The sequence below is a fragment of the Streptomyces sp. NPDC093984 genome, assembly GCF_044764595.1.
In the GTDB taxonomy this organism is placed as follows: Bacteria; Actinomycetota; Actinomycetes; order Streptomycetales; family Streptomycetaceae; genus Streptomyces; species Streptomyces cynarae.
Window position 1 is genome coordinate 1,138,094 of sequence record NZ_JBIWIM010000001.1, and the last position, 22,981, is coordinate 1,161,074.

Annotated in this window: 20 protein-coding genes and 2 pseudogenes; 9 read left to right on the top strand and 13 right to left on the bottom strand. The window is 69.6% G+C overall.

Going from position 1 to position 22,981, the window contains the following annotated elements:
- Positions 1 to 38: 38 nt before the first annotated feature.
- Positions 39 to 1,601: a CocE/NonD family hydrolase gene (locus ACIRC0_RS05100; RefSeq protein WP_403611363.1), complete on the top strand. Its 1,563-nt coding sequence runs from the start codon at positions 39 to 41 to the stop codon at positions 1,599 to 1,601.
- Between the two features lie 330 nt (positions 1,602 to 1,931).
- Entirely contained in the window at positions 1,932 to 2,087 is a 156-nt protein-coding gene (locus ACIRC0_RS05105) for a DUF6131 family protein (protein ID WP_200418053.1), read from the top strand.
- An 84-nt stretch (positions 2,088 to 2,171) separates the two neighbouring features.
- Here the strand turns inward: ACIRC0_RS05105 and ACIRC0_RS05110 are convergent, their stop codons facing one another.
- Together ACIRC0_RS05110 and ACIRC0_RS05115 are read right to left on the bottom strand one after the other, a co-directional pair.
- The gene (locus ACIRC0_RS05110) at positions 2,172 to 2,948 is read right to left on the bottom strand and encodes an HAD family hydrolase (RefSeq protein ID WP_403611366.1); all 777 of its coding nucleotides are present in this window, start codon (positions 2,946 to 2,948) and stop codon (positions 2,172 to 2,174) included.
- A 278-nt stretch (positions 2,949 to 3,226) separates the two neighbouring features.
- Positions 3,227 to 4,096, bottom strand: a complete 870-nt coding sequence (locus ACIRC0_RS05115) for a ScbA/BarX family gamma-butyrolactone biosynthesis protein (RefSeq protein WP_403611368.1) — start codon at positions 4,094 to 4,096, stop codon at positions 3,227 to 3,229.
- A 137-nt stretch (positions 4,097 to 4,233) separates the two neighbouring features.
- Between ACIRC0_RS05115 and ACIRC0_RS05120 the strand changes: the two genes are divergently transcribed.
- Positions 4,234 to 4,905, top strand: a complete 672-nt coding sequence (locus ACIRC0_RS05120) for a ScbR family autoregulator-binding transcription factor (RefSeq protein WP_403611370.1) — start codon at positions 4,234 to 4,236, stop codon at positions 4,903 to 4,905.
- A 51-nt stretch (positions 4,906 to 4,956) separates the two neighbouring features.
- Here ACIRC0_RS05120 and ACIRC0_RS05125 read toward each other — a convergent pair whose 3' ends face one another.
- The 9 genes and pseudogenes from ACIRC0_RS05125 to ACIRC0_RS05165 all read right to left on the bottom strand — a co-directional run bounded on the left by ACIRC0_RS05125 (position 4,957) and on the right by ACIRC0_RS05165 (position 12,273).
- Positions 4,957 to 5,397: a DUF6278 family protein gene (locus ACIRC0_RS05125; protein WP_366026842.1), complete on the bottom strand. Its 441-nt coding sequence runs from the start codon at positions 5,395 to 5,397 to the stop codon at positions 4,957 to 4,959.
- Positions 5,398 to 5,468: 71 nt separating this feature from the next.
- The gene (locus ACIRC0_RS05130) at positions 5,469 to 6,248 is read right to left on the bottom strand and encodes an exodeoxyribonuclease III (protein ID WP_403611373.1); all 780 of its coding nucleotides are present in this window, start codon (positions 6,246 to 6,248) and stop codon (positions 5,469 to 5,471) included.
- Between the two features lie 66 nt (positions 6,249 to 6,314).
- A complete protein-coding gene (locus tag ACIRC0_RS05135; RefSeq protein ID WP_366026840.1) occupies positions 6,315 to 6,950 on the bottom strand; it encodes an MBL fold metallo-hydrolase in 636 nt (211 codons plus the stop codon).
- Between the two features lie 70 nt (positions 6,951 to 7,020).
- Entirely contained in the window at positions 7,021 to 8,319 is a 1,299-nt protein-coding gene (gene pcaC, locus ACIRC0_RS05140) for a 4-carboxymuconolactone decarboxylase (protein ID WP_403611375.1), read from the bottom strand.
- Between the two features lie 13 nt (positions 8,320 to 8,332).
- Positions 8,333 to 8,635: a hypothetical protein gene (locus ACIRC0_RS05145; protein WP_403612794.1), complete on the bottom strand. Its 303-nt coding sequence runs from the start codon at positions 8,633 to 8,635 to the stop codon at positions 8,333 to 8,335.
- Between the two features lie 140 nt (positions 8,636 to 8,775).
- Positions 8,776 to 9,063 (bottom strand): annotated as a pseudogene (locus ACIRC0_RS05150) (IS110 family transposase); the annotation flags it as partial.
- Positions 9,064 to 9,153: 90 nt separating this feature from the next.
- Complete coding sequence (locus ACIRC0_RS05155; RefSeq protein WP_403611378.1) at positions 9,154 to 9,735, bottom strand: TetR/AcrR family transcriptional regulator; 582 nt, start codon at positions 9,733 to 9,735, stop codon at positions 9,154 to 9,156.
- Positions 9,736 to 10,565: 830 nt separating this feature from the next.
- Entirely contained in the window at positions 10,566 to 11,585 is a 1,020-nt protein-coding gene (locus ACIRC0_RS05160; RefSeq protein ID WP_403611380.1) for a zinc-dependent alcohol dehydrogenase family protein, read from the bottom strand.
- Between the two features lie 103 nt (positions 11,586 to 11,688).
- Entirely contained in the window at positions 11,689 to 12,273 is a 585-nt protein-coding gene (locus tag ACIRC0_RS05165) for a TetR/AcrR family transcriptional regulator (RefSeq protein ID WP_403611383.1), read from the bottom strand.
- Positions 12,274 to 12,688: 415 nt separating this feature from the next.
- On the opposite strand from ACIRC0_RS05165, the gene ACIRC0_RS05170 reads away from it, so the two are divergent.
- The 4 genes from ACIRC0_RS05170 (at position 12,689) to ACIRC0_RS05185 (ending at position 18,094) form a co-directional block, all read left to right on the top strand.
- Positions 12,689 to 13,318: a nuclear transport factor 2 family protein gene (locus ACIRC0_RS05170; RefSeq protein ID WP_403611385.1), complete on the top strand. Its 630-nt coding sequence runs from the start codon at positions 12,689 to 12,691 to the stop codon at positions 13,316 to 13,318.
- Positions 13,315 to 14,424, top strand: coding sequence for a Gfo/Idh/MocA family protein (locus ACIRC0_RS05175; RefSeq protein WP_403611388.1), 1,110 nt, complete (start codon positions 13,315 to 13,317; stop codon positions 14,422 to 14,424). Before ACIRC0_RS05170 ends, ACIRC0_RS05175 begins: the two co-directional genes overlap by 4 nt.
- A 529-nt stretch (positions 14,425 to 14,953) precedes the next feature.
- Positions 14,954 to 16,084 carry an acyl-CoA dehydrogenase family protein gene (locus ACIRC0_RS05180; RefSeq protein ID WP_403611391.1) on the top strand — a complete coding sequence of 377 codons (1,131 nt, stop codon included), beginning with the start codon at positions 14,954 to 14,956 and terminating at the stop codon, positions 16,082 to 16,084.
- Between the two features lie 324 nt (positions 16,085 to 16,408).
- On the top strand, positions 16,409 to 18,094 hold the full coding sequence (locus ACIRC0_RS05185) for a ribonuclease J (protein ID WP_403611394.1): 1,686 nt from the start codon (positions 16,409 to 16,411) through the stop codon (positions 18,092 to 18,094).
- Positions 18,095 to 18,874: 780 nt separating this feature from the next.
- Here the strand turns inward: ACIRC0_RS05185 and ACIRC0_RS05190 are convergent.
- On the bottom strand, positions 18,875 to 19,363 hold the full coding sequence (locus ACIRC0_RS05190) for a GNAT family N-acetyltransferase (RefSeq protein WP_403611397.1): 489 nt from the start codon (positions 19,361 to 19,363) through the stop codon (positions 18,875 to 18,877).
- Here ACIRC0_RS05190 and ACIRC0_RS05195 point away from each other — a divergent pair.
- On the top strand, positions 19,326 to 19,622 hold the full coding sequence (locus ACIRC0_RS05195; RefSeq protein ID WP_403612797.1) for a hypothetical protein: 297 nt from the start codon (positions 19,326 to 19,328) through the stop codon (positions 19,620 to 19,622). The two genes, ACIRC0_RS05190 and ACIRC0_RS05195, sit on opposite strands and share 38 nt — an antisense overlap.
- 181 nt (positions 19,623 to 19,803) lie before the next feature.
- Here ACIRC0_RS05195 and ACIRC0_RS05200 read toward each other — a convergent pair.
- A pseudogene (locus ACIRC0_RS05200) lies at positions 19,804 to 19,910 on the bottom strand (3-oxoadipate enol-lactone hydrolase); the annotation flags it as partial.
- A gap of 336 nt (positions 19,911 to 20,246) precedes the next feature.
- Here ACIRC0_RS05200 and ACIRC0_RS05205 point away from each other — a divergent pair.
- Positions 20,247 to 22,895, top strand: a complete 2,649-nt coding sequence (locus ACIRC0_RS05205) for a WD40/YVTN/BNR-like repeat-containing protein (protein ID WP_403611399.1) — start codon at positions 20,247 to 20,249, stop codon at positions 22,893 to 22,895.
- The last annotated feature ends 86 nt before the right edge of the window (positions 22,896 to 22,981 follow it).

A 22,981-nucleotide genomic window follows, 5' to 3' on the forward strand; every position in this document is an offset into this window, starting at 1 on the left:
CGGGTCACTTTGCACTGACACGAGTGAAGGAGTGACCCATGGGACACGGTCGCACCCCTCTGCGCACCGCCGCCGCAGGAGCCGTGTCGGCGGCGCTGGTCGCCGGCACCGTCGTCGGCCTCGCGCCCGCCGCCCAGGCCGCCGGCATCCGCTTCGTCGACATCTCCGGCGACGGCGGCACCGTACTGAAGGCCAACGTCGTCACGCCTGCCGGCGCCGACGGCTCGCGCCGCTACCCGCTCATCGTGCTGCCCACGAGCTGGGGCCTGCCGCAGGTGGAGTACCTGACGCAGGCCCAGAAGCTCGCGGACAGCGGCTATGTGGTGCTCACCTACAACGTGCGCGGTTTCTGGCAGTCCGGCGGACAGATAGAAGTGGCCGGTCCGCCGGACATAGCGGACGCCTCCAAGGTCATCGACTGGGCCCTCGCGCACACTCCGGCCGACCCGGCGCACGTCGGCATGGCCGGGGTGTCGTACGGCGCCGGGATCAGCCTGCTGGCCGCCGCGCACGACAAGCGCGTCAAGGCGGTGGCGGCCCTCAGCGGCTGGGCGGATCTCATCGACTCGATCTACTCGGGCCGCACCCAGCATGTGCAGGCGGCGGCCGTCCTGGACGGCGCGGCCACCCTCACCGGCCGCGAGAGCCCCGAACTTCGCGAGATCTTCGACAACCTGTACTCCTCGAACCTGTCGAAGGAGCAGCAGATGATCGACTGGGGGCGGAAACGTTCCCCCGCGACCTACGTCGACCAGCTGAACAAGAACGGCGCGGCCGTCATGCTCGCAGGCGCATGGGGCGACACGGTCTTCCCGGCCAACCAGTACGCCGACTTCTACCAGAAGCTGACCGTGCCCAAGCGGCTCGAACTGCGCCCCGGCGACCACGCGACCGCCGAACTGACCGGCCTGTTCGGGCTGCCCAACGACGTCTGGAGGGACACCGAACGCTGGTTGAACCACTATCTCAAGGGCGTCGACAACGGCATCGACCGTGAGCAGCCGGTCCAGTTGGAGTCCCGTAGCGCGGGGGGATACGAGGGCTACCCGGACTGGAAGTCGATCGCCGCGACCCGCCGGAAGATCGCGCTCGTCGGCTCCACCACCATCCACGCCAACGTCGACTCCGGCGCCGACGGCGGGATCGTCTTCCTCTCCAGCATCCTCGACCAGGTGGGCCGGCTCCCGCCGGTCGCGTCGATCCCGCTGCTTCCGCGCCGCTGGGCCGCCGTGTGGCAGTCGGAGAAGTACGGCAGCGCCCAGCACGTGCGCGGCACGGCGAAGCTGCACACCACGCTCACGCCCACAAAGGAGAGCGGAACCCTCGTCGCGTACCTGTACGACGTGGGCCCGCTCGGCCTCGGCAAGCTGGTCAGCAACGCGCCGTACACCTGGCACGGGCGAACGCCCGGCACGCCGTTCGGCGTCGACCTGGAGCTGTTCTCCACGGCCTACGACGTCCCGGCCGGGCACCGCCTCGCGCTGGTCATCGACACGGTCGACCCGCTGTACATCGAGCACAACCCGTCCGGCGCACAGCTGACCTTCTCCTCGCCCGCGAACGACCCGTCCTACGTGTCGATTCCGCTGCGCGAGCAGTGATCTTCGGCTGCCGCCTTCCGGGCCCGGCCCTCTGAGCTGCTGCTCCCCTTCCCCTCGCGGTCGACGGACCGCGGGGGGATCCCCACGGCCGCCAACACCACGGGGATGAACGGCACATCGTAGTCGAGACCCGGGCCGGCGCATCCGGCAGGCATCAGAGTGGCACCCGGTGCCGGTCCCGTACCGTCACCGGTGCAGAACAGTTCGTCACCGCCACGAGGTACGCCCCCGCCGTGTTTGGCACCCAGAGGGCCGGGAACTCCGGAATTAGGATTTATCGGGCGTAACTCAAGGGTCACGTCCCGACGGCAGCCAGCGTCGGGAGGCGTCATGGTCATCCTGGGGATCATTCTCCTCATCATCGGGTTCGTCGCGCACATCGCCATCCTCTGGACGATCGGGATCATCCTCGTCGTCATCGGAGCCGTGCTGTGGCTGCTCGGCTCTCTCGGGCACGCGGTCTTCGGGCGACGGCACTATTGGTAGCGCCGGTGTGTTGTCGGGGCGCCGCCACCAGCGGTGGCATGCGGCAGGCCCCGCCGTCCGCACGGACGGCGGGGCCCCGCGTCGTCAGGGAACGGCCCTGGTGCCGGACTGGGTCGGGCCGCCCTGCCGGGGGATCCTCGGCCGGGGCGCGACGGTCCGTGCGGGGTCGGCCGTCTCCCGCCGGGCCTCGGGCCGACTGAGCGCCCAGGCCAGCAGCCCAGGGTCCGCCAGCGTGTCCACCCACAGGTCGGCCAGGGCCACGGCCTCCCCGCCGGGCCTTGGCCCCACTCCGACGGCCCGCAGGCCCGCCGCGCCGGCGGCCTTCAGCCCGTTGACCGAGTCCTCGACGGCCAGGGCTCTGCCGCACTCCACGCCCAGGTGCCGCGCGGCCTCGACATAGGTGTCGGGGTGGGGTTTGGGGCGTACTCCCGCGCCCGGCACGACGATGTGCCGGAAGTGGTGCCGCAGTCCCACGGACTCCAGGCAGAACTCCACCACGTCTGCAGGGCAGTTGCTGGCAACGGCCAGCGGTACCGCCCGGCTCAGGGCCGTCACCAGGGCCCGCGCCCCGGGCATCGGCACGGGATCCCCGGCGACGAGAGTGCGGAACGCCGCCAGGAGTTGCCGGGTCATCTCCTCGGCTCTGTCGGGTCTGCCAGCCAGGCGGGCCATGAGGGCGCCGCACTCGGTGTAGTGCAGGCCCTTGCTGCGGTGCGTGAACTCCGCGTCGGGTACGACGCCGTGGCCGCGCAGGACCGTGTCCCGCGCTTGCTGCCAGTGCCGTTCGGAGTCCACCAGTGTGCCGTCGCAATCGAAGACGACGGCCGCTGGAGTCCAGTCGCAAATACGATGGGTCGTCATGTGTGTGCCGTTCTTGGCGCAGGACGGAACGGCCGGAAGGCGGCACGATCCGCCGGTGGGGATGCCGGTGTGTGCCTGCTGCGCTTTCTTCACTTCGGGAAAGCGTCCAGAAAGCGTGACATCGCAGGCCGAGATGACTGGTTCACGCATGCATGGGTCACACATCGCGGTAGGCGGTGGTTCTGACCGCATCCGGAACCAGAAACATAATGAACGCTACGCTCTTTCGGAGCAGTCGTGAAGATTTGCCACCGCAATACCCACGTGTGGGTGACGCCTCATCGATAACGCAGCACACCCTCGGCCGTATGCTCGCCGCCCTGCCGAATGCAGAAGAAGCCGGTACGGCCGTGGGGGAAGCAGTGAATGACCGCGGGCGGTGCGTGTTCGGTGAACTTCAAAGCCGTCATACGGCCGGAAACCGGCCGGAGCAGAAATCCTCCGCTGCGCAGGGCGATGGCCTGTCGTGCCGCCTCCAGCAGGGCCATCCCGGGCACATGGTCGGTGCCGTGGTCGAAGTAGTAGGGGTGGCGTGGATCGGCCGGGTCCACCAGGATGCCGTCCTCCTGACGGGAGATGAGGACGTCGGCCCTCGAGTCGAGCCCCAGGACGCCCGGTTGCGGCCGGGGGCGCCGGCTGGGCGCCGGGGCGGCCGCAGCGGACTCGGAGCGGAGTTGCGCGTACCGCCGGGCGGCGAGAATCCGCGCCCCGCCCGCCGCGTGTGCGAACGTGCGGCCTCCGGCGAGGAATTCGGCCCGCATCCGCAGCGCGGTCACCCCTTTCCCGTTCCGGCCGGTGCGGAGGTCACCGACCGACACCCGGCAGGTGACCTCGCTGGCGCCGTGCGGTGCCGTGGGTTCCGCGGTCGTGTCGAGCCGGAAGGAGACGTCATCGATCAGGAAGCGCGCCGTGGCCGGCACGCCGAAGTGGCGCAGCGGAACGCAGATGCCGAGCTGGCGCAGGGTCTCGACGAGCATCCAGGGGCTGTGCCGGTCGTCACGACCGCGGGGGAACGTGGGATGCGAGCGTGTCCACGCGGCGGCGGCGCAGAAGGTGAGCGGCCCGCAGGAGCGGAGGTCCGTCAGCAGCACCTCGGCCACCGAGATCCGGTGCACCGCCTCGCGTTCGACGGTCCTGGACCAACTCAAGGAAGAACAACAAAAGCTGGAATCCATGAAAAAAGCTAATAAGACTATTGCTGCTTTCGCATGCGCGACCCTCCTGACCCTCCGGCGGGACGGCTACATTCCTCCTCGCGACCCATCGACGGACAGGGGGCAACGGCGTGCAGGATCGTGCGGAAGAAACCCGCAAAGCCGTATTACTGGCCGCGGCTCACCTGTTCTTCGAACGTGGGTACGTGGCAACAAGTATCAATGACATCAGCGAACGGTCCGGCCGCACCAGCGGAGCCATCTACTTCCACTACACCAACAAGGAACGGCTCGCCCTCGCCGTGGTGAAGGCGCATTTCGCGACCTGGCCGGCCATGATCGCGCGCCATGAGGCCGCCGCGGAACCGGCCCTGGAGAAGCTCGTCGGCCTCAGCTTCGCGGTCGCCCGGGCCTTCCGTGACGACGTCCTCGTCCGCGCGGGCGCCCGGCTGTGGGCCGAGCGGAAGTCCATCGACGTCGAGATGCCTCCGCCCTTCGTGGACTGGATCGCCACGGTCGAGCGGCTGCTCACCCAGGCACGCGCCGACGGGGACCTCGCGCCCGGGGCGGATCCCAGCCGCGACGCCCCCACCCTGGTCGCCGCGTTCTTCGGGCTGCACACCCTCTCCGACGCCCTCGACGACCGCCTGCTGATCGAGGACCGCCTGACCGACCTGTGGCTGCTGCTCCTTCCGGGCCTCCAGGCCGAGCCCGCACCACGGGAGCTGCTGGCCACGGTGGGCGCCCGGGTGGCCGCCGACGTCTCCGGCCAGGGCCTGTCCTTCGGATCAGGTCGGCCGTAGGGAACAGTCCTTTTCAGCCCCTAGACGCCAACGTGATCCGAAAGGCAGACCCTAGAGCTCCGCCGCCTCGGCATACACCTGGGACAGCTCGGGGGCGCCCGTGGAGGCCCAGGTGTGGCCGTCGGTGACCACGTCGATCTCGCGGCCGGAGGCCAGCCGGACCACGGGGTGGCCGTTCGGCCAGATCTCCCATGCGGCGCCGGGGACCGTGCGCACGATGACCGTGCCCAGGTAGAGGCCCGCGTCGTTCCCGAGCCAGGGCAGGACCTCCTCGTCGTCGCGCCAGCGCGGCAGGAGCTGGTCGAGCGCCTCCAACGAGGCGGTGGAGTCGTCGAGTTCGACGCCCGCCTGCTCGGCGTGGGAACGCAGCAGCTCGCATTCGGACAGGAGTCCGGTGACAGCGTCCGCGTCGGCGTCGCCGTCGGAGAACACCGCGACGCCCAAGGCGGGACCGCGTTTCTTGCGCCAGTTGCCCAGGAAGGAGATGTTCATACGCCCAGCGTGACACCGGCGCGCTCTGAGACACCACAGGCGCGCAGAGGCTACCGTCACGCCCCCTGCGGCTACGGCTCCAGGTCCACCACCACCGGCGCATGGTCCGAGGCGCCCTTGCCCTTGCGCTCCTCCCGGTCCACATAGGCGTCCTTGACCGCCTTCGCGAACGGCTTGTTGCCGTACACCAGGTCGATGCGCATACCGCGGTTCTTGGGGAAGCACAGCTGGCGGTAGTCCCAGTACGTGAACGGGTGCTCGTACTTCAGCGGGCGCGGTACCACGTCCTCCAGGCCCGCCTCGCGCAGGGAGGCCAGGGCGGCACGCTCGGCCGGGGTGACATGGGTCGAGCCCTCGAAGGCCGTGATGTCGTAGACGTCGTCGTCCGTCGGCGCCACGTTGTAGTCGCCCAGCACCGCGAACGGGCGGCTGCCCGCGGCGTCGCCCGCGACGGCCGCCTTCAGCGCCTCGAACCACTGCAGCTTGTACGCGTAGTGCGGGTGGTCCACCTCGCGGCCGTTCGGCACGTACACCGACCAGACGCGGACCGGGCCGCAGGTCGCGGAGATGGCGCGGGGCTCCTCCACGCCGTCGTAGCCGGGGTCGCCGGGCAGGCCCTTGACCACGTCCTCCAGGCCGACGCGGGAGAGCACCGCGACGCCGTTCCACCGGCCGTCCGCGTGGACCGCCGCCTCGTAGCCCAGCTCGCGCAGCTGGTCGTACGGGAACTGGTTCTCGGCGATCTTGGCTTCCTGGAGGCAGAGCACGTCCGTGCCGCTGCTCTCCAGCCAGGCCAGGAGCCTCGGGAGGCGGGCGGTGATCGAATTCACGTTCCAGGTCGCGATGCGCATGCCTCACAACCTACCCGGCGGGTACGACAACCGGCTCCGCCCTGTCTCCCGAGGCCTCCGCCCGCCTCAGACCTCCGCCGACCCGCCCGGGGCCAGCCTCAGGTGCTCGGCTCCGCCCAGGGCGCCGATCTGGTTGTCGTAGATCGGGCGGGCCAGGTCCGTCAGCAGGGCGTCGTGGATGTCGTAGGCGCGCTGCGGCTTGACCTCACGGACGTACTCGATCACCTCGGCGATCTTGTTCCAGGGCGCCATCACCGGGAGCATCAGCGTCTCGACGGGGCGGTCGGGGACGGTGAGGGCGTCGCCGGGGTGGAAGACCTTGCCGCCGTCGATCAGATAGCCGACGTTCGTGATGCGCGGGATGTCCGGGTGGATCACGGCGTGCAGTTCGCCGTGCACCTGGACGTCGAAGCCCGCGGCGGTGAAGGTGTCACCGTGGCCGACGGTGTGCACGCGGCCCGGGAAGGCCGCCGAGATCTGCTCGGCGACCGACTTCAGGGTCCAGATCTCGGCGCCAGGGTTGGCCTCCATGCCGGCCCGCAGCCGGTCCTCGTTGAAGTGGTCGAGGTGCTCGTGCGTGACCAGGATGGCGTCCGCGCCGACCGCGGCGTCCTCCTCGCTGAACGTGCCGGGGTCGATGACGAGCGTCCGCCCGTCCTTCTCGAGCCGGATGCAGGCGTGCGACTTCTTCGTGAGCTTCATGGGTCCATCCTGCCCTCGCCGCAAGGGCGTGGGCCTGTGCAGCATGGTGTTCCCGGTACCCGGCTGGCGATCACTCCTGCGGGGTCGTCTCCTCCCGGATGACCTGCTGCGCCACCTTGAACGCACTGTTCGCGGCCGGTACGCCGCAGTAGACCGCGGCTTGGAGCAGCACTTCCCCGATCTCGGCGGGGGTCAGGCCGTTGCGCAGGGCCGCCCGGGTGTGCGCGGCGAGCTCTTCCAGGTGGCCGCCCGCGACCAGCGCGGTGAGGGTGACACAGCTGCGGGTGCGCCGGTCGAGGCCGGGCCGGTTCCAGATCTCGCCCCACGCGTAGCGGGTGAGGAACTCCTGGAAGTCGCCGGAGAAGTCGTCCGCGGAGGCCAGGGCCCGGTCGACGTGCGCGTCGCCGAGCACCTCGCGGCGGATCTTGATCCCGGTGTCGTACGGATCGGGCCGTGCCGAGGGCTGGGGCGGGGCCGCGGCCGGGGCGATCTCGGCCACCGGGACGACCGGGGGCGGCGCGACCGGCACCGGCTTCGCCGGGGGCGCCGCGATCGCCGCCATCTGACCGGTGGTCGCGTCGAAGGCGGGCTGCCACGCGGTCGCGAAGTGGTGGACGAGCAGGTCGGTGACCGCGGCCGGCTGTTCCACGGGCACCAGGTGGGAGGCGCCGGGGACGACCGCGAGCCGGGCGTCCGGGATCCCGGCGACCAGGGTGCGTGCCTCGGCGGGCCCGGTGACCTGGTCCTCGGAGCCGACGAGGACCAGGGTGGGCACGCCGATACGGCCCAGCTCCGCCCGTACGTCGAAGGCGGCGAGCGCCTCGCAGGCCGCGATGTAGCAGCCGGGGTCGGTGGTGCGGACCATCTGCACGGCCCACTCGGTGATCGCGGGCTGCGCTGCGGCGAACCCCGAGGTGAACCAGCGCTCCGGGGACGTGCGGGCGATCGGGTCCAGTCCGTTCGTACGGACGATCACACCGCGCTGGCGGAACTCGTCCGCCGTGCCGAAGCGGGGCGAGGCGGCGATCAGCACGAGCGAGGCGAGGCGCTCGGGGTGGCGCAGGGCCAGTTCGATGCCCACGGCGCCGCCGAGGGCGCAGCCCGCGTAGCCGAAGCGCTGCACACCGAGCGCGTCGAGGGTGGCGAGCAGGCGGGTGGTGAGGTCGGCGACAGAACCCGCCGGGTGGGCGGGTGCGCCGCCGTGACCGGGCAGGTCGAAGCGGAAGACGCGCCACTGCTTGGCGAGCTCCGGAACCTGCCGGTCCCACATGTGCCATGTGGTACCCAGTGAGGGACCCAAGATCAGGACCGGAGCGTCTTCTGGCCCGTCAAAGCGGTATTGCAGGGTGTTCGGGGGTGTCTCACTCACGCCCCAGACCCTCTCACGTCTCACGGAAGCCCCTATAACGCGGGGGCGAGGGAAGCCGGGTGAGCTGTTCGATGCGCTCGGCAAGCATTCTCAGGGTCATGTGGGTGGCCTGGGCCACCGCGCTCTCGCCGTCCTCGCCGTCGCCTGGCCCGAGGCGTGCGCAGGTGCGGAACAGCTCGCGGTTGCCCAAGCTGGACAGTCGTTCCCGCAGTGCGGGATCGGCGATGACCAGGACGGCTTTGAGCTGGTTGATCGCCTGGGTGCGGGCCTTGACCGCGGAGTCCTTGGCGAGCTTGAACATCCGGGCGCTGTGCACCGGTCCGTCGTCGGTTTTCGCCCGGGCCCGGGCGCGGCCACTGAGCACGGCCCGCGCGGCGGCCTGCGCATCGAGCGGGTCCGACTTCGGTGGTCCGAGCGGTCGGGCCGGTTCACCTCGTACACCTCGACGTGCTGGCCCAGCAGGTAGCGGGACAGGCCCGCGCCGAAGGTGCCAGTGCCCTCCACACCGGCCCGGCGCACCGTCCCCCGCTTGTGGGCCCACACCAGCAACCGCCGGTAGCCGGCCGCCGTCGCCGGAAAGGACTCGGACTCAGTGCCCAGGACCCTCCCCAGCGGGGAGACCACGGCAGCCACGTGCACCTCGCCGTGCGTGTCCACGCCCAGGACGACCTCACCCCGAACGGGAGGATCCGTGCTGGAGGAGGTGCTGGCCCCTCCGCCGAACCGGGTCATGCTCACCTCCATTCTAACTCGAACGATCGTTAAATTAAGCACGCATAAAGATGTTTTGCTGCCACGCGGCGCCAGGACCGGTCGGAACCCGGCGCTGCGCGCTCAGCGAAGGCAGTTCAGGGCGACGTCCGCGGTCCGCGTCAGCGCGGCCCGATCCGGATTTATGGCACCCATGACCCGCAGGCCCTGGAAGGTCATGGCGAGGAATCCGGCGAGGTCTGCGGCGCTCCGGTCGGCCGGGATCTCGCCCCGTCCTTGGGCCTCGGTAATGGCCTCGAAGAGTGTGAGCTCAAGCAGCTGCGTCGTTGCGCGAAGCCGCTCGGCCACCTGCGCATCGCTGTGCGCACGCTCCATCGCCGCCCCCACAATCAGACATGACGCCTGGCCGGGACCGCAGGTCACTTCGTCGATCACTGCCGCGAAAGCCGCACGGATCGTCTCCCGCGCGTCACCGCCGGCGCGCAGCATCTCGATGAACGGCAGCGCGTAGTGCCGCCGGTACAAGTCCAGTGCAGCCAGGTAGAGACCTTCCTTGCTGCCGAAGGCCGCATAGATCGAACCACTGCCGATCTCCATGGCCTTCGCCAGGTCACGCACGGAGGTGCCACCGTACCCGGTACGCCGGAACGCCTGCATCGCCGCGGTGACGGCGGCTTCGGTGTCGAACTCGCGAGTGCGTGCCATACAACCGACCGTACCTATTGATGGAACGATCGGCAAATAAATGTGGAGAGTCTTGCGGAGCCGCTGGTCATCGCCGGCTGAAGCAAGATAGGCCTTGGGCGGGCGCGGGTGGGACGGACATCTGGTCTCCAAGGTCTGATGAGCAGGGCACGGCGTCACGGCGAGAGTGACAGTTCGAGATCGCTCAAACGAGATGCGACGCCAGCCGTCGGTCGCCACCGGCCCGAGGTCCGGACGCTCCTACAGCAGGTCGTCGGGGCATGTGCGAAGGCCCGGAAGGGGTGTGACCTACAGGCCGGGGCCGTGTCCTCCTCGCGTCAAGGACTTCTCACGGTGCCGCTGGACCGCGATCTGGGTCGCTCTGCCGGCCGCCCCCGGATCGGCCGCCGCACAGGCAGCCAACCCGCACTTCCACTCGTCCCCGATCAGGCATGCAGTACGACCGCGTGGACCGGTCATCGAGAGCGCGCCCGGCTCCCTGTCTCGCCCGGCCGCGTCCCGGGCTCCATCAGGGAAGTCGTACGGTGCTCGATCAACCGACCACGGGCGGACCATGCCGTGATTGCCGACCTACGCCAGGACCAACTATTCGCAGGCGCTCTCGAACGCGCTGTGCGAGAGCTGGGTGCCTTTGTCGCCATTGTTTACGTGGCCCAGGTGGGCGAGCGGGACCTGATCGCTGCGGCCGCGGGCGGCACACACCATCAGTTGGAAAATACTCCGAGGCCGAACACTTGCTGCAAGGAAGGGCTTCAGCCGCTCGCCCGCAACCACCCCTTGACACACGCGCTCGTGTCCGGCCGCTGTGACGGCCGGACACGAGCGGTGCGTCACTCGGCGACGTCCACGACGACCTTGCCGTCCGCCTCCCCGCGCTCGACCAGCTCGTGCGCCGCGGCGACCGTCGCCAGCGTGAAGTGGCGCGTGTCAACGCGGGGCTCCAGCGCGCCTGTCTCGGCGAGGGCGGCGGCCTGCCGCATGATCTCGCCGTGGTGCTCGCGCCCGCGGCCGGTGAGCATCGGCAGCAGCGTGAAGACTCCGGAGTAGGTGGCTCCGCGGAAGGACAGCGGCGCGAGACCGTGGGTGCCCCAGCCGAGGGCGCTCACCACGTGCCCGGTATAGGTGCGCGCGGCGGTGAAGGACGCGTCGAGCGTCTCTCCGCCGACGGTGTCGTAGACGATGTCGAAGCCCTCCCCGCCGGTGTGCTCGGCAACGTACGCCTCGACCGACGTGGAGGTATAGTCGATCGGCGTCGCGCCCAGACGTGCGATGGTCTCCAGGCTTCGCGGCGAGCCGGTGGCGAAGACCTGGGCGCCCCGGGCCTTGGCCAGTTGGACGGCCACGTGCCCGATGCCCCCGGCGCCGCCGTGCACGAGTACCTTCTGCCCCGTGCGCACCCCCGCCCGGTCCACCAGGCCCTCCCAGGCAGTGATGAAGACCAGGGGAAGTGCCGCTGCCTGACGCATCGTCAGCCCGGGGGGTTTACGGGCCAGCAGACGTGCGTCCACGGCCGCGTACTCGGCGAGGGAGCCCTGCAGGTCGCCGACCCCACCGGTCATCCCGAAGACCTCGTCGCCCGGCGCGAAGCCCGTGACATCAGCACCGACCTCCTCGACCACGCCGGCCAGGTCCAGGCCGAGCACGGCGGGAAGCACGCTGCGGGCGTGACCCGCCTTTCCTGCGCGAATCTTGGTGTCCAGCGGGTTCACACCGCTGGCCGCGATCCGCACCAGCACCTGGCCCGGACCGGGCGTCGGCTTGGCGATCTCGCTCAGGGTCAAGGGGCCGCCGAACTCTTCGAGCACCACGGCACGCATCGTGGCTCCGACCGGCAGACGGGAGGATGTCATGATAGTTCCTTTCGAACGGACAGGTCTGTCTTTGCGGGCCATCGAGCTCCCCGTCCACAGCGCGCGGACACCGCAGACGGAGCGGATGAATCGGCTGTGCGGATCAGGCGGCAGGCGGGCAGGCCCGCTCGACCGCGGCACGCGCCGCGTCCTTGGCGGCGGCGGGTATCGCCGGGTTCTGCTCAAGCCTGCCCGCGGCGAGGGCGCCATCGATGAGCAGGGTCAGTTGAAGGGCCAGCCCATCGGGGTCCGCGGCGCCGGCCGCCTCGGCCAGCTCGCGCACCCAGGCCCGCACGGTCCGCTTGTGCTCGACGGTCACCTCGTGCGGCGGACTGCCCGGCTCACTCTCCGCCGCGGCGTTGATGAACGGGCAGCCGTGGAAGCCATGGCGCTCATAGGAGGCGGAGACCGCGTCGAACAGGCCCACCAATTGCTCGCGGGGATCGTCGCCGGCCGCCAGGGCGGCTGCACGCAGCTTGCCTCGCCAAGAGTCGTCGACCCGTCGCAGATACGCGGCGGCCAGTCCGTCCTTGGAGGGGAAGTGCACGTAGAGCGTGGACTTGGCCACGTCGGATTCGGCGATGATGCGGTCCACCCCTACACCGCGCAGACCGTGCGCCGAGAACAGCGCCTCGGCCGCCGTCAGTATGCGCTCACGGGCCGGAAGGCGTTTCGCCGTTGCGGACATGCCGCTCACCTCGCTTCCACCGGGGCCGCGCGGCCCTGGTGCATCAAAACTAACAGACAAGTCTGTCCGATACGGATGAGGTGCTGGTCACAACCCTTGACGGCCGACCCGTGCCACACTCCGCCATCCGCCGGCTCGGAACGATCGCTACAAATTGCTACGAATTTCTCCCACCTGAGGGGGAGAGGGTGCAGGGAAATCGCTGATTTTTTTGACGCCTCGTTCCACATAGGGTTCACTGGCGGACGTGGCCGGGTCGCGACCGACCGGTAGTGCGGCGCTTCCTCGGTGAGTGCCAAGTCGGTCGCTCACAGGCCCGGTACTCAACGACCGTCGCCCGCGCACGGATGGGGCGCCGAAAGGACACAGCATGAACAAGCAGGAATAGCGCACCGCTTCCGCATGGCGTTCACGTGTGGTCGGCGCCGCCGCCGTGGCCGCACTGCTGGCCGGCGGGAGCGCGGGCACGGCAGCATGGGCCTCCCAGCCCGCGTCCGCCGCGCACCACCCGGCGCAGTCCGCTGCGGCGCACAACGCGGCCACGGTGCAGCGGCTGGCCGACATCGAGGACATCCGCCAGGTGAAGGCGCGCTACTTCCGCTACCTCGAGAGCAAGCAGTGGTCCAAGCTGGCCGCTCTCTTCACCGCCCACCCCGCCATCGACGTGGGCGCGAAGTACAGCAGCGGCAAGGAGCTCGCCGAGAAGACGGCAGCGCTCCTGGGTGACGCGCCCACCGCTCACCAGGGCTTCCTGCCCGAGATCCAGGTGCACGGAAACCGCGCCACGGCGATCTGGGCAATGGAGGACTACGTGAGCTTTCCGGACCGGATCCAGCTACAAGAACGGCTTCCACGACTACGGCGAGTACCGCGACGCCTATCAGCGGATCCACGGCCACTGGTACATCTCCAGCACCGTGCTGTCCCGGTTCCGGGTGGACACCGTTCCCAACTGGACGCCGTCCACCGCACCGAAGAAGTAACAGCAACCACTACCCCCTCGGCCCGGACAGGGCCCGTATCACCCCAAGGAGTAACAGCATGAGCACCATTGGTGTCGGCATCATCGGCGGCAGCCCGGGCGGCTGGGCCTCCATCAGCCACATCCCCGCTCTCATGGCCCTGCCGGACTTCACACTGCGCGCCGTCAGCACCTCCCGCCGTGAGTCGGCAGAGGCGGCCGTGCGGGAGTTCGGGGTGGAGGCGGCGTTCGACAACCACGCCGCGCTGCTGGCCCACCCGGGGATCGACATCGTCGTAGTGGCGGTCAAGGTTCCCCACCACCGGGAGCTCATCTCCGCCGCGATCGAGGCCGGCAAGACCGTCTACAGCGAATGGCCGCTGGCCCTGAACCTGGCGGACGCCACCGAGCTCACCCAGCGTGCCGACGCCGCCGGGGTGCGCACCGCCATCGGCCTGCAGGGCCGCTACCACCCCGAACTGCGCTACGTGCGCGACCTGATCCAGGACGGCAGGATCGGCCGGGTCATCGGCACCTCCCTCGTCGCCTCCGGCATGGTCTGGAACGGGCAGACCACCAAGGCTCACACCTACTGGTACGACGAGACACAGGGCGCCACCCCCCTGTCCGGCGCCGCCCTGCACGCCATCGACGCACTCAATGTCACCCTCGGCGAATTCGACCACCTGTCGGCCAACCTCGTACGCGGCCGCAGGGAGGTGACCGTCACCGACGACGGCAACACCATCGTCCCGGTGACCGCCCCGGACCAGATCTCGGTCATCGGCACCCTCCAGAACGGCGCCGCGGCCTCGGTCTTCTACCGCGGCGGCGCCTCCCGCGGAGACAACTTCCGCTGGGAGATCAACGGCACCGACGGCGACATCGTCCTCACTGCTCCCTGGGGCAACATCCAGGTCACCGACCTTACCCTCCAGGCCGGCTTCGGCGAGGACGCCACCGTGTCCAAGCTCGAAGTACCCGCCGAGTACTCCGCCGGCATCCCCGACGGCCTCGTCGGCCCCGCCAGGAACGTCGCCGCGCTCTACACCCACCTGGGACGCGACCTCCGCGAAGGCACCCGCACAGCCCCCGACTTCACCTATGCCCACACACGCCACCAGCTGATGAACGCCATCGTGAACTCGTCCCGGCAGACCGCGAGTTCCTCGGCTGACCTCGCGCGGTAGGCCGATTCCCTGACTTGGGCTGCGGGTAACTTTGCCGCTAATATTTAACGAACGCACGCTATTGGCCCGGGGTCACCTCTCGCCATCATGAGGCTGGGCGCCAAGCGTCAGGGGCGGGTTGCGCCCTGTGCCGGCGCCGATGCACCTCGCCCCGGCTGACACAGCCCGGCAGGAGCGACACGGGCTGCCATGGCATGCGAGAACCGAACGTCACTAACCGGGGATTAGCCACTTATCACCCAGTTGACCGACGAAGACGGTGTCGGCAGCGTTGACGGCATTACCGGCTTTGGACGTCCTGTCTCACTCGGTTGAGCCGCCCCTCGGGTCAAGGCGCCGGCAGGTTCTCGTGCCAGCGCCGAGGCGGGGCGGCACACCGGCTGTCTCCACCGGCGGCGTCACTTCTCGAGCAGCACATTCAATGACAACGACGGAGAAAACACGTATGCACAGCACCACGTCCCACGGAGTGCCCGGCGGGCCGGTCGATGCCTGTCCCAGGGCCGAGCCGGTCGCAGCGGCGGCCGCGTTGCAGCCGCTGCTGCGGGAGCACGCCGCTCGCGGTGACAGGGACCGCGTCGTACCGGCCGAGGTCGTGCGGGCGCTGTCCGAGGCCGGCGTCTTCCGGCTGCTGACGCCGAAGCGGTACGGCGGCCAGGAGGCGGACCTGCGCACCCTGACCGACGTCTCGGAGGCGCTCGGCGAAGCCGACGGCTCGGCGGCCTGGGTCGGGATGATCATCTCTGTGACGAACTGGCTGGCGTGCTTGTTTCCGGATCAGGCGCAGGAGGAGGTGTTCGGGGCCGACCCTGATGCACGCGTGACCGGTGTGGCGGCACCGACAGGCATGGGGGAGCCGGTGCCGGGAGGCTGGCGGGTCAGCGGCCGCTGGTCGTACAACTCCGGCGCGCCGTACGCAACCTGGGTGGCGGTCGGCGCACTCCTCAAGGACGAGGGCGGTGCGGTCGTGGATCAGGCTCTGGTGCTGATCCCCGCCTCGGAAGTGGCCATCGAGGACACCTGGCACACCGCCGGGATGCGGGGTACCGCCAGCAACACCCTCGTCGCGCAGAATGTGTTCGTTCCCGCGCACCGGGTCCTGTCGGTCCCGGCGGCGGCGGAGGGGGTCTACCCGCGCTCGTCCCGCGAGGAGGAGCTGTACGGCGCTTCGTTCGGCCCGATGCTGCTGCTCTGCCTGCTCGGTCCGCTGCTCGGGCTGGGCAAGGCGGCTCTGGACGTGGTGGTACGTGCTGCGGCATCCAAGCCGCTGTCGTTCACCGTTCATGGCCGGCAGGCGAACTCGGTGGGGATCCAGATGCAGGTGGCCGAGGCCGCGCTGAAGATCGAGACGGCCCGGCTTCATGCCCACCGCGCGACCTCGCAGGTCGACCAGGCGGCCGCCGCCGGTCCGCTGGACTATGCCGCGCGCGCCCACATCAGGGCCGAGGCGGGCTACGCGGCCCGCCAGATCCTCGAGGCCATCGGCATCCTGCTGGACGCGCACGGCGCCTCTGCCTTCGCCGAGGCAAACACCCTGGAGCGCATTTGGCGTGATGCGAACGCCGCAGCCCGCCACGCCGGCCTGATCCCTGCCGTCGGCCTGGAGGTCTACGGCAAGACACTGCTGGATGTGAACGAGCGAGTGAGCCTCATGGTATGACCGGCAGCCGGATGGGGTCTGCGCCCTGTGGGGCGGGCGTCACCCCATCCGGCCGCGCGGCAGGCCTTGCCCGTAACAGGGCCGTCCGAACCCAGGGCCGACCCCGCACAGCGCGGCGAAAGACGCCTCACTGCCCAAGCCTTCCGGGTTGCCCCCCATCGTGATCAGCAAAGTGACGGCCGTGTCCGGACCGATGCCCACCACGGTGAGCGGCTGATGCCGACCTGAGCGCCAGTACGTCTTCGGCGGCGGGTCGTATCGAGCGCTCGTTGGATCACACAGGCAATGGATCGCCCTGTCCCGCTCTCCGGGTACCGTCAGGGTATGAGTCATCCGCACCCCGAGCTGAAAGCCGCCCCGCCCCTTCCCGAAGGGGGGCTGCGGGTCATCGCCCTGGGCGGCCTGGGTGAGATCGGCCGCAACATGACCGTCTTCGAGCACGCCGGCAAGCTGCTCATCGTCGACTGCGGCGTGCTGTTCCCCGAGGAGACCCAGCCCGGCGTGGACGTGATCCTGCCGGACTTCACCTCGATCCGGGACCGGCTGGACGACATCGTGGCCGTGGTACTCACCCACGGCCACGAGGACCACATCGGCGGCGTGCCGTACCTGCTGCGCGAGCGCTCCGACATTCCCGTCGTCGGCTCCAAGCTGACGCTGGCCTTCCTGGAGGCCAAGCTCAAGGAACACGGCATCCGGCCGCGCACGGTGCGGGTGCGCGAGGGCGACCGGCGTGGCTTCGGGCCCTTCGACTGCGAATTCGTGGCGGTCAACCACTCCATCCCCGACAGCCTCGCGGTCGCGATCCGCACGCGGGCCGGGATGGTGCTGCACACCGGCGACTTCAAGATGGACCAGTTCCCTCTCGACGACCGCATCACCGATCTGCGCGCCTTCGCCCGCCTCGGCGAGGAGGGCGTGGACCTGTTCCTCACCGACTCCACCAACGCCGAAGTACCCGGCTTCACCACCTCCGAGCGTGAGCTGAACCCGGCGATCGAGCAGGTGATGCGCACCGCTCCACGCCGGGTCATCGTCTCCAGCTTCGCCAGCCACGTGCACCGCATCCAGCAGGTCCTGGACGCCGCCCACCAACACGGCCGCAAGGTCGCCTTCGTCGGCCGGTCGATGGTCCGCAACATGGGCATCGCCCGTGACCTGGGCTATCTGAAGGTCCCCTCCGGTCTGGTCGTGACCACCAAGGAGCTGGAGAAGCTCCCGGACCACAAGATCACTCTGGTATGCACCGGCTCCCAGGGCGAACCCATGGCCGCGCTGTCACGGATGGCCAACCGCGACCACATGATCCGCATCGGCAAGGGCGACACCGTCCTGCTCGCCAGCTCCCTCATCCCCGGCAACGAGAACGCCATCTACCGGGTGATCAACGGACTCACCCGGTGGGGCGCCCACGTGGTCCACAAAGGCAACGCCAAGGTGCACGTCTCCGGGCACGCCAGCGCCGGCGAACTCGTCTACTGCTACAACATCGTCAAACCCCGCAACGTCATGCCCGTCCACGGCGAATGGCGCCACCTGCGGGCCAACGCCGACCTCGCCATCCGTACCGGTGTCGACCCCGAACGGGTCGTCATCGCCGAGGACGGCCTCGTCGTCGACCTGGTCGACGGGCGCGCATCCATCACCGGCAAGGTCCCCGCCGGCAACGTCTACGTGGACGGCATGGAAGTCGGCGGCGCCACCGAAGCGTCCCTCAAGGACCGCCTCACCCTCGCCGCCGAAGGCGTGGTCACGGTGGTGGCGATCGTCGACGCGGACACCGGCGCCCTCGCCGAGGCCCCCGACTTCCTGGCCCGGGGTTTCGTCCACGACGACGCCACCTTCGAGCCGGTCGTCCCCGTCATCGAGAAGACCCTGGCCACCGCGGCCGAGGAAGGCGTCGGGGACGCGCACCAACTCGAACAACTCGTCGCCCGCGCCGTGGCGAACTGGGCGTTCCGCACCTATCGCCGCAAGCCCCTCATCATCCCCGTCATCATCGACGCCTGAGCCGCAGCCCGTCAGCACGATCCCGGTTCCGACCCTGGCCCCGCCGGGATCGAGGTCGGGCACGGGAGTCAGCAGCCACCCCGGCAGGCCGGGGTGGCAACGCACTCGACATGATGAGTCATCGAAAACATGTCACATGAGACATGGGACGAAGAAACCCCAGTACAGACCGCATCTTCCGGCTCTTCTGGCGGGCACTCAGGCCCTCGGAGCGTCAAACGAGCGTCACGATCGGGGGGACAAGGAGTTTCAGAGGTCGAGGACCAGGCGGTCGCCCTTGGCTCGGGAGACCAGATCATCATGGTGTCGCCTGCGGCATGCTCCTGGTCGTCCAGGACCGAGTCGCGGTGGTCGATCTCCCCGGACAACACCTTCGTCTCGCAGGTTCACCCACTCTCCGTACGCCCGCCGCAACGACTCACCGAACGCCATCGAAGCTCGGGTGCGGCCCCCGTGGACGAGGCGCCAGTCGGCGCGGCTCGCGTTGACAGCCGCGATCATGGGCAGGATTCCGACCGTGTCGTCCTGTTCCCCGAGGACGGGCAGCGCCTCACCCACTGGATGCACCAACACCTCACCCTCACCTGGAGCGACGTGCCGATTGCGATGGCTCTGGGAGTGCCGGAGGTGAGGAATTCGCCGGGGGGCAGGCCGCTGGCGCAGGCGATCACCACGCCGAGGCAGAGGCGACCGCACACACGGAGCGCGCGGCGTCCAGCGGCTCCTGCAAGCCGGCCCACGTGCAGGCGGAGCCGGGGCCCCGCCAACCGGCACACCGCGTCATCCCGAAGGAATGCGAAACTCGAATTCGGGACGGTCCCACGGCACGGCGGGCGGGTTCGCGAACGCGGTCCCGGTCCGCACCGCACCGACGCGGTGGTAGAAGTCCTCGGCGGGAAGGTGCGACACGACCTTGACACGGTCGATCCCGGCAGCACGGGCCTCGGACTGCATGTGCGCGACGAGCAGTCGTCCAATACCCCGTCCTTGCACGTCGTCGGCGACGAACAGCAGGTCGAGCTCCGGTGGAGCGAGGACGAGCGAGTAGAACCCGAGGACCCGGCCTCCGTGCTCGTCGGCGCCGACGGCCACAAAGGCGCGGTGGGCCTCGATGTAATCAGGACCGACCCGGTAGCCCGCGACTGCGGCTGCGTACTCGCCCTCGTAGGCGCCTGAGCCACGCACGAGCCGCGTGAGCCGTTTGGCATCCCGCGCGACGGCCCTCCGTATCGTGATCGGCTGGCTGATCGGGGAAGTGCGTGAACTCATCGGAAGAGTATTTCGCACCGGGGAGTGCCTTCGTGCGGCGGGTCGGCTGCTCGGGCAGGCGTTGCTGCACCGCTCCCGGGAACCGCTCGCCCAGGCCCCGATCGGTCACGTCACTGCCGCCGAATCGGCCGCCCGCCAGCAGCTCTGGACCCGAACCGCTGTGGAGGAGCCGAAGAACGGGGTGGTCGACGGCTGCTCTCCCTGGGCCTGCCGTGGCGAAGCCGAGCCGGTGCAGGAGAATTCCGAACCAGCCTCGTGAGGCGGATCATGACCCTCCGCAAAAGCCCCGTCGGGATGGTTCCCGACGGGGCTCCGCCGTACCACCCGCTGTCACACAGCTGTCACCAACTGGGCGGACTCTCCTGGACGTGAAGGCCATGACCTGCGGTTTCGTGCCCAAGATGGAGGGATTGGACGCCGATGGACGGTCGTTACGACCTGTGCCATGTGGTACCCAGTGAGGGACCCAGGATCAGGACCGGGGCGTCTTCCGGCCCGTCGAAGCGGTATTGCAGGGTGTTCGTCGTGTCTCACTCACGCCCTGCACGCTCTCACATCGCGCGCTTTGTCACGTGCTCGGGTCGGAGGCCGCTGGCGGTGCCGCGCTTTGGTCGCGACCGGGTCTGTGGCCGGACGGGTGGCCGGCAGTAACGGAGAACCGGCCGGCTGCGCTGCAAGTAATGAGGTCTGCCGTCACTTTGACAGGCGAGATGGCGAACGGGCCTATTTTTGGGAATCATTACGTTTGTCAGGCTATAAAGTCACTGTAAACCCCTGTGGTTGACAGAGCACACGGGAGTACGGTTCCGGCGCTCGGCAGTAGGAGACCAAGTGCGGCCGTAGGGGCGGCCGCGACTTACGCCGAAGAAGCCGGAGACAGTCCATGCGTGTGTATTCCGCACGGCGCAGACCGCGCCGCGGGGCGGAGCGCGGCGGCAGAGCGGCACTCGCCGTCGTCGCCGCACTCCTGATAGCGGGGACGGGACCCGTCGCCGCGTACGGGGCGAGCGACACGGATTCCAGCCGCCATGACGGGGCGGGCGAGGAGTCCCATGAACTGATGGAGTCCCTCGACGCGTTCAACGAGCCGAGGCTCTCCCCCAGCGGCCAGATCGCGCCGGGCGCGTACGCCGACGCCTGGGCGCACATCAAGAACATGCCGGTGAGGTCCGGCAGTTGGACCGAGGTCACCACCTCCCCGTACGACGAGGACGCGCTGCACTACCGCGACCGGTCGGCCTCCAACTCCGGTGGCGGTGCGGGCCACTCGGCGGGCCGCATCGCCGCCCTGGCCACCGATCCGACGCACCAGGGCGTGGTCTACGCGGGCGCCGCCGGCGGCGGCGTGTTCCGCTCCACCGACGACGGCAGGACCTGGACGCCGATCGCCGACCGGCTGCCCGCCCTGTCCGTGGGCGCCCTCGCGGTCGCGCCCGACGGCTCGCTGTGGCTGGCCACCGGCGAGGCCACCACCGCCTCCGACAACTACCTCGGCAGCGGCGTCTACCGCCTCGCGGACCCGGTCACCGGCACCTTCAGCGAGAGCGAGAAGGTGGGCGGTACTGAGCTGGACTCGGCCTCCATCCACACCGTCACGTTCGACAAGGCCGCAGGTTACGTCTTCGCGGCCTCCTCGCACGGCGTCTTCCGGCGCCCGCTGTCGGCCGGGCAATCCACCGCCTGGACGAAGGTCCTCGCCCCGTGCGCGGGCGTCGGCATCAGCGGCGTGGGCTGCGGAGTGGACAGCCACTACGCGGACATCGCCAACGACATCGCGGTACAGCCCGGCAGCGACGGCAAAAAGCTGCTGGCCAACGTGGCCTGGCGCAGCGGCGCCGACTACAACGGCTTCTACTACTCCGCCGACGCGGGCACCACCTGGAAGCGCGCCAACCCGACCGGTGCGATCAACCCCGCCGAGATCGGCAACGCCGCCTTCGCCTACGCGGCCGACGGCAGCAGGCTGTACGTCTCGATGGAGTCCCCCAAACTCCTCAACAAGTCATCCGGCTCCGGCGTGTACTCGGTCCTCGCGGGCGCGTACGTCAGCCAGAGCGGCAACGCCAACGGCTCGTTCAAGCAGATCGCGACCTCCTCGTCGCTGTCGGCAAGCGGCTCCGCGATGAAGGTCAACGAGATCGGCACCGGCTACCAGCCCGGCTCCCAGGCCTGGTACGACCAGGTGATCGCGGTCGACCCGAGCGACCCGAACCACGTCTACCTGGGCCTTGAGGAGATGTTCGAGTCCCGGGACGGCGGCGCCACCTGGAAGGCGATCGGCCGCTACTGGAACTTCGGCATGTCCTGCTTCTCGTACGACCCGGCCGAAAACACCTGTGACGGCGACGTGATGCACTCCGACCAGCACGCCCTCGCCTTCTCGCAGTGGAAGGGCAGCACACCGGAGGTGTTCGTCGGCAACGACGGGGGCGCCTACGCCCGCCCCACCGCACAGACCACCACCGGCTGGCGCAACCTCAACGAATCGGGCACCCTGCGCAACCTCCAGTACTACTCGGTACGCGCCGGCAAGATGACCGACGGCAGCGGCGAGGCCGTCTGGGGCGGCCTCCAGGACAACGGCGTCTCGCTGCTCGCGCCCAAGGGCGCCACCTACCAGGGGCAGCAGCTCAACCCGGACGGCCAGATGGTCTCCCCGTTCGGCGGTGACGGCGGCGACCAGCTGGTCAACCCCGCCAACGGCTGCCAGACCGTCGGCGAATACGTCGACCTCGCGCTGCAGATCACGAGCAACTGCGGCTACACCGCGAGCGACGACGGCTCCGAGGACGTGATCACCGACATCGCGCCCGGCGACCCGGGGGCCCGCTTCATCGCCCCGTTCAGCGCGGACGAGACCGACCCGAACGGCCTGTGGGTCGCGGGCGGCCAGTACGTCTGGGGCAACACCAGGACCTGGAACAGCACCTCCGGCGCCGACTGGACCAAGCTGTACGACCTGGGCGCGGGACACTCCGCCTCGGCCGTCGCCAGCCGCAACCACGTGACGTGGGCGGCCTGGTGCGGCCCCTGCTCTGCGGTCGACGGGACCTTCGGGCGCGGCATCGCCACGAACTACGGCGGCACCTGGCACCAGGTGAACCTGCCCGCCGCCTTCCCGAACCGTTACATCTCCGGCCTGGCCATCGACCCGTCCGACGTCTCCGGCAAGACGGTCTACGCGGTGATCAACGGCTTCTCGCGGCACTGGAACGAGGGCCCCGGCGCCGGCTACGGCCACGTCTGGAAGACCACCGACGGCGGCACGACCTGGACGGACATCAGCGGCGACGCCTCGGCCTCGGACTCCTTCCCGGACGCCCCGGCCAACGCGGCGCTCGTCACCAAGAACGGCACCCTCGTGGTCGCCACCGACCTGGGCGTGTTCACCAGCACCTCGGCGGGCCACTGGGCGCGCCTGGGCACGAACCTGCCCACCTCGCCGGCGGTCTACCTCTCGCCGAGCCCGGACGGCAGCCAGGTGTACGTGGCCACCCACGGCCGAGGCATCTGGAAGACACAGACGCCGTAGCACCACGCCCAATCCCTCCAAGCCGTACCCGCCATCGCCCGGGTGCAGCGCCGAGGCCCCGGACCGAACGGCGGTTTCCAGGGCTC